This window comes from Haloarcula amylovorans, assembly GCF_004681185.1.
In the GTDB taxonomy this organism is placed as follows: Archaea; Halobacteriota; Halobacteria; order Halobacteriales; family Haloarculaceae; genus Haloarcula; species Haloarcula amylovorans.
Map to the genome: position 1 here is coordinate 34,293 of NZ_SRIF01000006.1, position 13,756 is coordinate 48,048.

At 52.3% G+C, this 13,756-nt stretch carries 9 protein-coding genes and 1 pseudogene; 8 read left to right on the forward strand and 2 right to left on the reverse strand.

Going from position 1 to position 13,756, the window contains the following annotated elements; genetic code table 11:
• Positions 1-79 precede the first annotated feature (79 nt).
• Both E4S61_RS18475 and E4S61_RS18480 read left to right on the forward strand, forming a co-directional pair.
• Positions 80-574, forward strand: a complete 495-nt coding sequence (locus E4S61_RS18475; RefSeq protein ID WP_135305422.1) for a hypothetical protein — start codon at positions 80-82, stop codon at positions 572-574.
• 432 nt (positions 575-1,006) lie between these two features.
• Complete coding sequence (locus E4S61_RS18480; protein ID WP_167768566.1) at positions 1,007-1,282, forward strand: hypothetical protein; 276 nt, start codon at positions 1,007-1,009, stop codon at positions 1,280-1,282.
• Positions 1,283-2,211: 929 nt separating this feature from the next.
• Here the strand turns inward: E4S61_RS18480 and E4S61_RS18485 are convergent.
• Together E4S61_RS18485 and E4S61_RS18490 are read right to left on the reverse strand one after the other, a co-directional pair.
• Positions 2,212-2,595, reverse strand: coding sequence for a hypothetical protein (locus E4S61_RS18485; RefSeq protein WP_135305424.1), 384 nt, complete (start codon positions 2,593-2,595; stop codon positions 2,212-2,214).
• Between the two features lie 663 nt (positions 2,596-3,258).
• A complete protein-coding gene (locus E4S61_RS18490; protein ID WP_135305425.1) occupies positions 3,259-4,269 on the reverse strand; it encodes a tyrosine--tRNA ligase in 1,011 nt (336 codons plus the stop codon).
• 878 nt (positions 4,270-5,147) lie between these two features.
• On the opposite strand from E4S61_RS18490, the pseudogene E4S61_RS26775 reads away from it, so the two are divergent.
• The 6 genes and pseudogenes from E4S61_RS26775 to E4S61_RS18520 all read left to right on the forward strand — a co-directional run bounded on the left by E4S61_RS26775 (position 5,148) and on the right by E4S61_RS18520 (position 13,756).
• A pseudogene (locus E4S61_RS26775) lies at positions 5,148-6,332 on the forward strand (site-specific integrase).
• Between the two features lie 1,437 nt (positions 6,333-7,769).
• A complete protein-coding gene (locus E4S61_RS18500; RefSeq protein WP_135305426.1) occupies positions 7,770-8,294 on the forward strand; it encodes a vWA domain-containing protein in 525 nt (174 codons plus the stop codon).
• 431 nt (positions 8,295-8,725) lie between these two features.
• Complete coding sequence (locus tag E4S61_RS26780) at positions 8,726-9,508, forward strand: CAP domain-containing protein (RefSeq protein ID WP_135305427.1); 783 nt, start codon at positions 8,726-8,728, stop codon at positions 9,506-9,508.
• A 158-nt stretch (positions 9,509-9,666) separates the two neighbouring features.
• The gene (locus E4S61_RS18510) at positions 9,667-11,328 is read left to right on the forward strand and encodes a protein kinase domain-containing protein (protein WP_135305428.1); all 1,662 of its coding nucleotides are present in this window, start codon (positions 9,667-9,669) and stop codon (positions 11,326-11,328) included.
• Positions 11,329-11,619: 291 nt separating this feature from the next.
• Positions 11,620-12,891 (forward strand): hypothetical protein, encoded by a 1,272-nt coding sequence (locus E4S61_RS18515; protein ID WP_167768569.1) that lies wholly within the window; start codon positions 11,620-11,622, stop codon positions 12,889-12,891.
• A gap of 121 nt (positions 12,892-13,012) precedes the next feature.
• Positions 13,013-13,756 (forward strand): vWA domain-containing protein, encoded by a 744-nt coding sequence (locus E4S61_RS18520; protein ID WP_167768570.1) that lies wholly within the window; start codon positions 13,013-13,015, stop codon positions 13,754-13,756.

Consider the following 13,756-nt stretch of genomic DNA (forward strand, 5'->3'; position numbering starts at 1 on the left):
GATACCCAATTGGTAGTGTTTCTTATCATGGAACTACCAAAGGCTTATTCCATCATCTTTAGAAGCGGAACTCGCCTTCATGTCCCAATCATTCATCCGCGCTAAGCCCCTTCAAGCCCTCAAACTCGGTGCCGTCCTCGGAATCCTCGGATTTGGAATCGCCGGAGTCGCCGGTTTGTTCCCCGACGGAGGACTTAACAGCCTCCTTCTTCTCGCTTTTTTTCCGATGGTTCTCGCCCTCGTGATCGGTGCTGAGACGCTCTTTGCGGGCTACCGTCTACTTCGCGCCGACGACCCGAGGAGCCGATTACGAAACCAGCCCTTCTACACGGCAGTCCGGGTGTTCGAGGTCGTCGCCACTATCGGCGCGCCCGGTACATTCTATGTCCTCATTGTCGAGGTCGGTAGCGAGGTTGCCGGCCCGGGTGCGATCGGGGTGCTGTTCTACGGGGTTGGCCTCGGCCTGCTCGCGTTCGGTGCGGTGGTACTGCGAACAGCGGTCGAGTACTACGACCACCGCCAGAATCGTTCCACGTCAGGACACGTCCGAGGCGGAAATGACGTCACCAGATGACAAAGAGGTTCCCGCTCGGGACGGCCCCTGTATTGAGCAATCTGGATGCGTAGATTGCAACAGGGATTGCATGAACGAACTGTAAGAGTGATCCTGCCAATTGACCGATGTTGGGCCGATTATACCAAAGTTGTACTCAGTAAGCGGTCGTGAATAAATACATTTGAAGTAGAGTACTGAAATATGGCTCAGCGAGGCCCCAGTCGTCTATTCATTTGTTTTTGTGTCCTGATTCTCCTCACAGGGTGTATGTCGATGCCGGTCGGTGAGGAGTCCGGACAGGAAAAACCAGTTACTATCGGGTAAATCAATTCGGCGAATACAATACACACTTTCGAAGTTCAGGTAGTCACACCTCCCGCTAACATCACTATTCATCGCAGTGATGGATTGGTTGAGCAGATAAGAGGAGACGAAGCAGAAGCAAATTTAATGGAAACAAGTGGAGAGCTTAAGTTCACCTCGATTGAGTTTCCTGACTCGTCTCATTTCCAGAGAGAATTTGAGTTAGCACCCGGCGAGACAAACGAGAGTGAAATTGAAAACCTCCCCACCAACTTTGCGATAGTCATTGCTGTTCACCACGGAACAGAAATAATTGCGGTGGCAAGTACCACCTGTGAAGGGAATTTGAATTACTTTGAAGTGAGAAGCGATACCGACGGCGCTTCTATTGCCCACAACTGCGAAGGTCGTGGTTGGTTTTAGATTTATCGAGAACTGTGTAAAGCGGGTGTAGCGAACGTTATCTATTTCATCTGTATTCAGCACGCCATTCGTGACAGCAGTTGAAGAGACTGCACCCCGTAGCGTTACATCAATCACCTGTACTGAGCGACCGAGGAGAAGAAATGTCAGTATTCTCTATCCCCTGTGAGAATTAGATTTCAGCGGGACAGAACCCCGTTTCCACCTCGAAAATGACCCCTTTCGAGGTGGGTGTTCCGGCCCCCACCTCGAAACCCACCTCGAAAGCCTCGAATCCCGCCACCGTCCCCGGGTTTCATCCCACCTCGCAAGCGAAAACGCCGACCCTATAAGGCTGAGAATCACCGGGAAGTCCACGCCCCGACAGCAGGGGGACACCCGCCCCGTGGCGGGACACGCCGAGGACACCCGCGCAAAGCGGGACACCTCGGACACCCAACATACCCGATACACCTCGATAACGGGGTGTGATGACACCGCTGACGGCGACCGACGCTCCCGAGTCTCTCACGAACGGCAGCGACCCCGAAGCCTACGTTTAGGGCGTTACTGAACCGACGGCGAGGAGGGCGGCAAGACGCCGCCGGAGTTGCTTCGACAAAGGGCGCGCGCCGAGTGGGACGCTGTCTGTGGGGCCGTCAACAGCAGCAGTAGTACTCTGTGGAAACAGCGGATGACCCGCGCCCACCGTCTATCAACGGTACTGGCGTCGGGCTCTACGACGCCGTCGAACCGTGTGCGCTCTTTGTCGACAGCGACCTTGCTGAACCCTTTTTATTACAGATGTTTGTGACCGATACCACTTGATCGCTCATGGCTAAAGCTGGAGAAATAGCTGATAAGAAAGACAGTGCCTTCTATCTCTAATACTCACTTCTATAGCGAATCTTTTTTCTTTTCATCCGGATGTCCAATATGATTATGTCAGATTATAAGGCCTCTGTTGCTTTGCGACGAGCTGAGCGATGATGACCATTCTGAGCGATATTCCGAAGCCGTTTTTCGGTTTTGCTACTAGACGCAAGATCGTCTAATGCAGTAACAGCAGCAACTGCAGCCTCTGGATGGTTTGTATTCGCTTTACCAATCCTTTCCAAACGTGCGTAAGTCGTTGAGGTGCTGCACATATCATGCAGAGCATCGACAGCACGAACAGAAGCTTTCAACCACATGCTCTCTATCGCAATATTTTCCAGTCTTTGATACGTCTTGCTATCACTACAATTATCGTGGAGCTTTTCAACCGCACGAAATGCAGATGGCGCGTCATCACTATTCTTAGCGATCAGCTCTAACCCCTCATAGTCAGTCATATAGATTAAGATATAGTTCATGCAGATTAATACTATCGTCTTATATAGGACTCAATAGACATATCATATATCCATTCTATCTTGTGTAAATTAAGTACCTAGTGAAACAATTGTCCTCAGTAGGTATACCTGTGAGTGACACTGGGGGGGAGCCTCACTAGCGGCCAGTTTTTGTGCGTGCGCTGATGCCTGTGACATAGGCTGTTAACAGGATACTGATTCTTATAGCTGTCAGAAGCCGAGCATCGATGGGCCGTTCTGGGACGGACTGGTAACCGACTGCAATCAGTGCTACCGGGAGTTTGCTGCAGTATTGAGCAGACAAATGAGACAATTCGGAAATAATCAGATAATTTATTATTAAAACAGTCTTACAGGTGGGTTAGGCGTTGAAGATACCTCAGAGCATTGAGCGTAATTTGAAGGCGTGGGTAACGACGCAATGCTCGTGGACAGCATCGAGGCATGAGTGCAGCACGGGGCGAAATCGAACTAAACTCGACAGTCCTGCAGGAGGCACATGAATAGATCTACAAGAATCAAAGCCAGATATCATCGACCGCTATCGAGAGATTCAGGTTGATATCTTTCACGGGTGACACCACCCTTGAGAATGCCAGGCCAGCGACAGAGGGCCTGGAAGAAATTGAATTTTACTTCATTTCACATTTCTTCGATTGGTTGTAAAATTTCAGGACAGTCCTTTACCATCTCCCGAACTGGTTTGAGTTCAGCGACAAGCCAGTCAGCAATCCCTGTCTTTACGTCTTGTGGGTGGATTGTCTCGCCATCGTCCGAGTCACTGGCCCAGTTCTGCATTTCGGCGTGTATCTGCTCGGTATCGGTATACTTTCGATCTACGTATTCGGTCTGGATATGGAGTGTCTCCCCACGTTTGAAGATGAACCGGTCTCCAATTTCAAGAATAGGGTTTTCAGCGATGGTAAGCTCTGGATCCAAGAATGCTCCCTGGATACGGCTACGCACAGTTTCTTCAGGAGCGTGAAGTGGGAACATTGTTTCAGGTTTCGAAGTGCTCATTTTCTCACCGGTGCCGGTCAACGCTGGAAGCAGACCGAAGTGGAGTGCGGTCGGACTTGAAAATCCTATTCGTGGCAGTTCATCACGGGCCAGCATATGAATCTTACGCTGGTCGGTCCCACCGAGCGCCAAGTCTACATCAAGATATTCAATATCAAGCGCCTGCATTAATGGGTACTCAATTTGGGAGATCGTCGCCGACTCGGAATCATCGGCGACATCTCCCAGTGCCCGAACAGCCCGATTTACCGTCACCTCGCTTTTCAGTCGTTCGAGATCATCTTGATAGTCGCTAGTAGTCTGGAACTCACTACCAAGGATGTATTCGGCGTCTTTGAGTCCCAGCGCACGGAACACTGCCTCCCAGTACTCCGCCATTGCTTCGAGCCACGCTAGCTCACCCTTGCTGTTCTTGTAGGCGTGCAGATCTGCAAGTAGGACGACCGGGGTGAAACCCGCTTTTTGAACGTCCAGCAGTTTGAAAATCGATAGCCAAGTCCCAAGATGGACCGGGCCAGAGGGTTCAAACCCGATATATGCACGGATAGTATCCTTGCTCTCAAGTAGGACTGTAAGTTCATCTTCCGTGATCGTCTCCTCAGTATCCCGCTCTACGAGGTGTTTTCTGTCCATGGATATCAGCGCAGGGTAAATCCCGTATTTATAAGAACAATTTCAGAATATAAAAGTCGTTTGAATGTCGACCGCCAGATTCCAGAATTCAGCTGCAATCAAGGGAAGTATTAGCAGATGATGAGCTGGCTATAGTGAAATGATACGGTTTCGCCTTTGTAGCCTGCTGAGCCAGTATCTTGCCTGAGTTGACCACCGAGTAGGCGATGGTGTGATCGACACCGTAACTGATTCTCTGAACATCAACGGTAGTCTCAGTTACATCCAGCATGCCTTAGGCTGCATCGGCGTTCCGTCTCGTGGTTGACAATGAGGCGGCCGTTGATGGTACCTGCATGTTGGATATGAGTTTGACTGGGTGGCTATGTGTGAGTATATATTGGCCGCTAGTGAACTTAATCCACGGCTGTAAGTCAGCGAGTTATTACAGTGGGCCACTGCTGAGCTCCTCTAGTACATATCCAAGACTCAACTTAGCCAGCTTGTTGTGTGCGTACCGCTCCGGAGACGGTATCATCGTATTAAGTTCTATTCAGACGGACGTCTTCAATCCGGTATCCCTTGGGTCAATCCACGAGGCCAGATTCGATGCGTTGACAGCCGCACGTTAAACCGACTACTCCTCATCACAAGCTAATTCGAGCAGTCTGCCGGTCAATGACACAGCACCGGTTAAGTTTCAAGTATATAAAAGTGTAATTAACACGCTCCAACTTATTGGCCCACTACTATAGTCATGTCGCTATTTTTTCAGCAATTTTTGAAATGTCATTTCATTGCCTGCTTGCTATAACTAATGTACGGCTGGTATATCCAGCCTGCTACCAACGGGGAGGGTGGGAGCCGGTCCGAATCTACAAGTGAGCCAGTAATGTTCTCTGAGACATTCGAGTGCTACCTCTAGAACAAGGGAAGGTCGCAGCGGTGATGGCGGAGCCCGGGAGCTTGAGCGATTTGCTGAATGGGCTGCCGGCGACCGTGGTCGTGACGACTGGACTGGGTTGTTCCCAACGACGTTGACCGAAAGCCGGCTTCCGAGGACTTCGACAAACGAATGTTCCGAGAGTACGCCCGTCACCTCGCCGGTGACAAGGGACTTAAACAGAACACGGTACAAATCTATTATTGTTATATCTCTGCATGGTGCGGCTGGTGCGTCAGCGAGGGATATCTCGAAGCGCACTACGCCCAACGGGCGAGTAAGACGGCGCCGCTGCCCGGAAATAACGGCCGAAAACCCGGTGACCAACAGGCCTGGACGTCTGAGCAACGTCACGCGCTCACGTGCCACGTCGACGAGCGGGCCCGCAACGCCATCGAGGCATACACGACACTTCGATCAGATGCAGGTCCCATCGACAGACAGCGAGCACGCTATGATGCATCGAAGACGGCTCGTGACCAGGCGCTCGTGTTCGTGCTCGCCTATTCGGCTGTCCGTGTCGGTGAGTTACTCCGTGACCCGAACGATTCACGTCGGCGAGGTGTTCGGTGGGGCGAGATCTCGCTCAAAGACGAGTATGGACGTCTACCGGAAGAAACAGTAGTGGGATGCAGCGAGTCTCCCTGATCTAGTGATTTCGCCGCTGCGGAGCTACCGCAAACTCGCTGGCCCGGCAACTGAACGCTGGCCTGTGTTCCCGACGTTCGATCAGCGGACACTCGCGACGCTCGTGCGAGACGAACATCGCCGCCCGAGGGCTACAACCGGATGATCGACGAGCGACGTGACGAGTACGCTCGCGACCTCCTGCTGGCGCTGGAGGAGGATATCCGACCACCGTCTATAACGACAGATGGAGCACGGTCGATTCTCCAACGACTCTCCAAGGACGGAGCGGTCAACATTGACCATCCAAAACACGACTATCCCGCCCCCACGGCGGTCGACGCGGGATGGGTGAGATCCTCGTCAGAGCGTTCGGCTACACGGTTGCAGCTCGATATCTCGACAACTTGGAGGAGTGGTATGAGAACGGCATTCACATATCGAAGCCGGGGAATTGGGGAATGTAGCTACTGAAGCACTGGATCAAGTAGATCATATTTATCGGAGCCAATAATACACTGACAGCCAAAATCCGAGGCTGTAACCCACACCCCCGAGTAGAATAAATATTACCTCACCGGCTAGAGTTAGGTCGTACACTTCCGATCCAGCGACTGCCACGACGTATCCAATTGCCATCCCTGAAGGAAGTTCTGTTTTCAACGGAAGGACACGGTGTGAGAGACCGATCACGGTCAAAATAAACGTCATTAAGGTCCATATGAGTGCTACTTGAGGTATAGCGGAACCGTATGTTGGAGCTGAAAAGAACAGCTGAATGGCGATGGTCCCTCCCAGTAGAACCACAAATGCTGATAACAGCTTATATTTTAAATTGCGTAATATACCTCCCCCAGCTCCTTGTCCGCGAAGGAACGAATGTATCTTCCGAAGAAATCGAACCTGACCAACCCCTTCAATCATACTCCCGACTACATAAAGGAGAGCGATATATACGGGGATGAGATTGTACCGTCTAAGGACTCCAATCGTTAAAAAGAAAAATCCGATTGATAAAACAATTGCAACCCTCCCCTCGTTCTGTAATGGGACTGAAAATTTATTGTTACTCCGTTTTGAGAGAATTGATGTAGTCTCACGAATATGCGCATACAGCATTATTAACATCCCGAATATAGTTAGTAGAGTCCCTATGCTGGGTGGTATCGTTGGTAGAAGCCAGTCAATTTGCAGAGGATACAATATCATAGATCTTCGTTGGCGAGTCGTTTGATTGTCAACATAGTGATTGCAAGCGGTAGACCAAAGACTAGGAGAAGGGATACTCCACTCATCAATTGAATAAAAACAGGATGTTCTTGTAGAGTGTAGAACGATAAAATAGCGATTGATCCACCGAGACCGAGTTTGGTGACTAGCGATAGCTCGACATCTACATCAACTTGGTCATTGATTGTTTTATTCTGTACTCTCATAACGTGGACCACCCATACACCGGAGAATACGGTTATCAGAGCTAGTCCCAGTAGAATATAGTGTTCTGGAGATAGTGCCCGAAGTATATCGGTAAGTCCAGATCTCGGGGACAGCCCACTTTCGCCCGTAATCTGTAATATTCTGTAAGTGGCCATACTGAATGAACCAGAGGTTTACGCCCACTTAGACATACCTTATCTCTTGAATAAAAAATAGCTGCTGCTATGACCCCAACACCTGAAGAGGGGTGAACTCTAAAAACGAGGGATTTATTTTATGTTTCCCTCACACAAAGACGTACATTCGAATGAATCGACTTGGCGATGTTGACCCGCTCATGCCACGCATACCGATAGTCATAGTGCTGGAAACCTCGGGTGGGATGCGAGGACAGGTTCGTGCCAGTGAGAGCGAACGTCGGCGGCACCTTGAACTGCTGAACGACGGACTCCAGAAGTTTGAGCACCGCGTAGGACAGGAACAGCCTCCGCACTGTACCTTCGATGCCGGCGTTGTGTCATTCGGACCCGAAGTTACTGTCGACCAACCTGTCGCTCCAGTCGGAGAGTGGGATTCGCCGACGCTAGAGAGTGGCGGTTACGCACCACTCGGAGAAGCCATCGAGCGTGGTATCGACCTCTTGGAGGAGTGCAAAGCAGAGTACAGGAAGGGCGGATTCCCGTATAAGTACCCCCTCTTCGGGCTGCTCACTCGCGGTCGGCCGACGGACATGACTGAGAGCGACTCGATGTGGGGCCGCGTCCAGAAGCAGCTTGAGGTGGGAACCCGTGAGGACCACTTCGAGCTGGTCGGCGGCGGCGTCGGCGACGGAGCAGTTGACACGCTCTGTGAGCTGACTGTTCTCGTCGACAGCCCTATCCTCCAGGTGGTGCCAGCAGAGGGTGGATACGAGGAGTACTTCCGACTCCTCGCCGAACTGCCCGGGTCTGTGCCGCCCCAACATCCGACTGGGGCAGCGTCTCGGTTACACCGAGGGGACGTCAAGCGGGAGTATAGTGGCCTACACCCCGTCAAGTGATGCTGCCAGTTGAGTCCACCAACGGCATCGTCACCTCATGACGCTTTGTGTCCTCTTGTTGTAGGACAATATTCCAGCCGGAGATCGCTTGCCGGTAGCGAGGCGAGCGCTGCTGACCATCTGCGCGCGAATCGAGGCAGTCCCATCAGACGTGACACAACAAAATAATTTGAATTAATTTGTTCAGTTGAACTGGAGGTTATGGATATTTGGCTTAACTTCGTTAATTGTCTCATCCTCAAATGATTCACTCGGAAAAGCAACCGATCTGATGAACGGGAGAATCACTTCATCGATAGCAACGACTGTCCACATCCACTTCGAGCAACTCGCGATCTTCTACCCGTTTATCCGGACGCCGCTGGAGACGGACGCAAGGTGGCAAACGATTCAAACCGAAGGCCAGTGAACATGAATTTGAACTGAGTTCCATGACGGACAGAGAATATTCCACCCCTGGACAGGGGGGAGATGATGAAGACGGCTTACAACCCGTGTTCCCCGACGGTGAACGAGGAGAGGTCCCCGACGACAATGATCACGCCGATGCGGGCGAAGCTGGCTCCCCTACCGACCGTACTGACAGACTGTCGGTAGCGACCTGGTGTGGCGAGTGTGTGGAGTGTGGCAGGACGGCGGTTCGGAACCATCACGGCGACTGTAGAGCCCCGATAATCCGGATCAGTGGTGAATGGCAGTGTGGCGCCTGTGGTGTGGGACTCTCTCCAGCTGATACCTGTGCTGATTGCGGGGGTGAGGTCGATACCGGTACGATTGAACTCCCATTAGATTTAAGCCCCCCAGACCGATCAAAAGCGTTTGAGCAGGCGATACATACGGAGACGAATAGGCGCCGCCTGAATCACGGCTTGTCCGCCTTGGAGTACAGTTCTCATCTGAGCGCGATCGCTCTCAAACACAGTCGAGATATGGCGGAACATGACTACTTCAGTCACACTGGGCCGGACGGTAACGACGCAAGCGACAGGTATCGAATCTACGGACACGATACGCGACGTTGTGGTGAGAATCTCGCGTTAGAATATTCGAATCCAACTGCTGCGCCCGAGGCAAGCGCTCAAACGGTTGTCGACGGTTGGATGGATTCGCCTGGTCACCGAGAAAACATACTTATGGAGGACTTTGATGAGCAAGGGATTGGTGTCTATCTCCAGCCAAGTGGGGCAATGCTCATCACGCAAAATTTCTATTGAGTGATACGTTTCGGCCGACGCAGCTCTGAGTTACGGGTTCATGGATATGGCAAACACCTGAACGTCATGTCTTGCAAGCACCGCGAGATATATGAGAAAATATACTATTCTGGGCAAGATTAATAATTGGAGAGGATATCAGATATGGATGACTGGAAATGAAACGTCAGTCTGAACGAGTACCGTATGAACAGGTGCTGAATCTTTTCCTCTTGGACACGTCCGGATCCATGAGGAGAAAGACAAAAAACCATCAGGGACAGGAGAAGCGGAAGATTGACCAACTCAACGAAGGTCTCACATTCTTCACTAACGAGGTTGGAGAGGATGATGATACCCGCGAAAGAGTAGCTGTCTCTTTGGTATCCTTCGGCGGAGGGGTTACGGTGGAACAGGACTTCCAGCCTATCAAGAGTTCATGGCTGGAGGACGGCCCTCCGACGCTGAGTGCCGGCGGTTCAACCCCGATGTGCGAGGCTATCGTCAAGGGGCTTAACAACTTAGAGTCGTATGTAGTTGAAACCGGCCTCTCCCAGGAGCAAGCGTTCGTCTGGCTTCTAACGGATGGGCGCCCAGACAACAATAGTGGGAGTAAGTGGGAAAAAGTGAAGCGGAACATTGCATACGGTTCGGCACACGACGACTTCCACTTCTACGCGGCTGGAATAGGGGATGAAGCTGATATGGGGACGCTGCGAGATCTCTTGGCCGGCGTCAATGACGAAGACAAGACCGTCTTCAATCTTGATGAGAACCAGTCTCTGGAGTTTTTTATGCGCGCTTACGAGAGTGCGAAGCAGAAATCCAAACCCGCCGACTTTTCCTCATTTGACCTGATCAACTCCGCTCATGGCTCAGGTTCGGGTCAGAGTGAGGGTGATGATATCGTAGATGAAGATGATTTTGAGGGAAGGAAGGTACGCGTGGGAGATACGTTGGTATCCGTGGGGCAGAAGATCGGCTCCGGCAGTCAGGGAGCTGTGTATCGTCTCGCAGGGAATGACAACTCGATTCTGAAGATCTTCAACGATCAGACGCGAGATAAGAAGGTCGTCAAAGTGCGGACGATGATCGACAACGAGCCCAAAGACTCGACATACGCCCACCAGGGGGATTGGTCAATCATCTGGCCCCAGGCGGTAGTTGAGGACCCGAATTCGGGTGTCTTCCTGGGCTACGAAATGCCGTACAAGGACCTCAACACAGCCAAGAATGCTTTCGAATATGCGATGACTGAGCTTGATTGGCAATCTAGTAAAGAAGAACATCGATATCGTGTAGCTTCTAATCTGGCGATTTTGGTGGCGGCCATCCACAACGAAGGCCACGCGATTGGAGATTTCCATCACGACAACATCCTCATCTATGAGGACGGCTCCGTTACGCTCATCGATTGCGACACCTTACACATCACTGACGACAACACTGCCTACCCCGACGAAACCTATTATCCGCGGTACGCCCCACCAGAGCGACGCGGTGGCACCAGCCTAACCGCCGTTCAGGAGGCCGATTGGTTCGGCCTTGGCGTCCATATCTTCCAGTTCTTGATGGAGGGCTTTCACCCCTACTTTGCGCAGGGCCCCGAATCGGTTGACGGTAGCATGGAGGACAGTATCGAAGGGAATCGCTTCCCGTATGATGCCGAAAAAACGGGTATTCGACCGCCTCCAGCGGCCCCTGACTATGAGCAGCTTCCCGTGGACATTAGACAACTGTTTAGCGAGAGCTTCAGACACACTCCTGAAAAGTCCAACTGGGATAGCCCTAACCGCCCCTGCCCGATAGACTGGATTGAGGTATTTGATGATCATCTTTAAAAAGACGAACCAAACAAATAATACCGTCAACAATAATATAGTAGTGGGTCATAATGCGCTACCGCACTGACGTAACTGATAGATTGAACGTAGGGTGGGTAAATGTCGTCATTGAGTAGTGGTGATCTTGAGGGAGAGCGTGTCAGCGTTGATGGGACGGAAGTAATAGTAGGCGATACAATTGATTCGGGCAGCGAGGGTACGGTGTATCATGTTAAGGGCAACGATGATTTCGTCCTGAAAATTTTCGATCCGAGTAAGCGACCGGCCAAGTCGGACAAAATCAGAACGATGCTTGGGAACGTGCCCGATGACCAGAGCAGCGCCCAGGCGGGAAAACGGTCGATCATCTGGCCTGAGGATGTGGTCACGGGGATGGGGGGCGAGTTCCTCGGCTACCAGATGCCGTACAAGGACCTCGACTCGGCCAAGAACGCCTTCGAGTACACGCTGACGGAACTGGATTGGGAGTCCAGCGCCCCCGAGCATCGGTACAACGTCGCGCACAACCTCGCGGTCATGGTGGCAGCCATCCACGACGAAGGCCACGCGATTGGTGATTTCAACCACGACAATATCCTCATCGACGAGGATGGGTTCGTGACACTCATCGACTGCGACGCCTTCCACATCACCGACGGCAACACCGCCTACCCCGACAAAACCTACTACCCGCGCTATGCGCCCCCCGAGGGACGTGGTGGCGACAGCTTAGCCGCCGTTCAGGAGGCCGATCGGTTCTGTCTGGGCGTCCACATCTTCCAGTTTCTGATGGAAGGGATGCATCCATATCTGGCTCAGGGACCCGAATCGGTCGACGGCAGCATGGAGGACAAATTACGGGGCAACAAGTTTCCCTACGTCTACTCGGGCTACGAACCGATTGACAGTGCTCCGGACTACTCGACACTCCCCAAGACCATTCGCGAACTGTTCAAACGCTGTTTCAGCGAAGTAGGTAAGAATAAAAAGACGAAGGACACAGATGTCAGAGCCGAAACGAACCGTCCCGATCCGGGCGAGTGGATCCGGATTCTAGAGGATCCCGGCGGAGACATCGGGACAGATAGTGAGGGCGACGACCAATTGGATGTCGTTGATCCAGGTGCAAGCAACAGTGGTAGTGCAACGGACCCGACGACCACCAATAACGGTGGAGCGGCTAACACGACTGGGGGGGCCAACACTGGAAGTGACGTAGAGGCTGTCGATCCGGGCGGCAGCGGTGGTGGTGGAGACACTAAGACGACTAGAGGAACCGATGGTGACGGAGGAGTCGCTCCAGCCGATCCAGGCGGCAGCAGCAGCGGCGGAAGCGGTGGAACAACTGGAGGGAACGACGACGATGGTGTATCTCCCGTTGACCCCAGCGGAAGCATCGGTGGGGGAACGAAAGGCACAGCGACGGATACCGACGATGATGGGGCGAGTCCTGTCACCCCGAGCAGTGGTGGAGGTAACTCCGGTAGCGGGAACGGAGGAACGGCCGCAGATGACGACGATGACGACGATGACGGGAGCGGGTTATCGCCGGTTACTCCCGATAAGAACGACAGCGAGTAGACAACAGGGGGGGGGGTAACAGCAACGGCTACGCCGATATTTACCGCCGTCAAATAAATGATTACGGTGAGTAATAACAATCTTTAATATATCTATGTTTCACATCCTATTCGAGAGACAGATGTCAGGCAAAAATGGTGATTATGGTCTTGGAGAGGTTCCGCCGCAGATCAAGCGGGTTCCAAACCTGTTCCTCCTGGATACATCGGGGTCCATGCGGAAAGAAACTACAGACTCACAGGGACAGAAGCGTCGGAAAATAGACCAATTGAACGATGGACTGGAGCTTTTCAATGACGAAATCGGAGGTGATTTCGAGGCGAGAGAGGGCGTAGACGTGTCAGTCGTGACGTTCGGAGGCGGAGTCAATGCCGAACAGGAATTCCAGCCGATCAAGACAGCGTGGGTCGAGGGATCGGGGCCGCCAAAGCTCTCGGCAGGCGGCATGACGCCGATGTGCGAAGCGATCGTCAAAGGGCTGGAGAACCTGAATGCGTACAAGGACTCCGTAGATCAGAACAACCTCGGCCGACACCGGGCCCTCGTCTGGTTACTCACGGACGGCAGACCAGATAACACCAGTGGGAGCGACTGGGATGCAGCCCAACAGTCGATCGAAAGTTTTACCCAGAACGAGACGATCCTCTTCTTCGGAGTCGGTATCGGAGACGAAGCCGACATCGCAACGCTGAACGACTTAGTCGCCGGGTGTCCCGACAACGCCACCGATGTCTTCCAGCTTGAAGAGGGGAAATTCGACAAGTTCTTCGAACTCGCTTCGAACAGTGCAACCCAAGCATCCAAAGGAGGCAGCGAAGACTCAGCCAGCGACTACTCCCAGAAGAACAAGGACAGTAGCAACTAA

Coding starts and splice junctions, on each gene's coding strand:
- E4S61_RS18475 (WP_135305422.1), top strand. CDS start 80: ATGTCCCAATCATTCATCCGCGCTAAGCCCCTTCAAGCCCTCAAACTC.
- E4S61_RS18490 (WP_135305425.1), bottom strand. CDS start 4,269: ATGGACAGAAAACACCTCGTAGAGCGGGATACTGAGGAGACGATCACG.
- E4S61_RS18515 (WP_167768569.1), top strand. CDS start 11,620: ATGCTTGGGAACGTGCCCGATGACCAGAGCAGCGCCCAGGCGGGAAAA.
- E4S61_RS18485 (WP_135305424.1), bottom strand. CDS start 2,595: ATGACTGACTATGAGGGGTTAGAGCTGATCGCTAAGAATAGTGATGAC.
- E4S61_RS18510 (WP_135305428.1), top strand. CDS start 9,667: ATGAAACGTCAGTCTGAACGAGTACCGTATGAACAGGTGCTGAATCTT.
- E4S61_RS26780 (WP_135305427.1), top strand. CDS start 8,726: ATGACGGACAGAGAATATTCCACCCCTGGACAGGGGGGAGATGATGAA.
- E4S61_RS18480 (WP_167768566.1), top strand. CDS start 1,007: ATGGAAACAAGTGGAGAGCTTAAGTTCACCTCGATTGAGTTTCCTGAC.
- E4S61_RS18520 (WP_167768570.1), top strand. CDS start 13,013: ATGTCAGGCAAAAATGGTGATTATGGTCTTGGAGAGGTTCCGCCGCAG.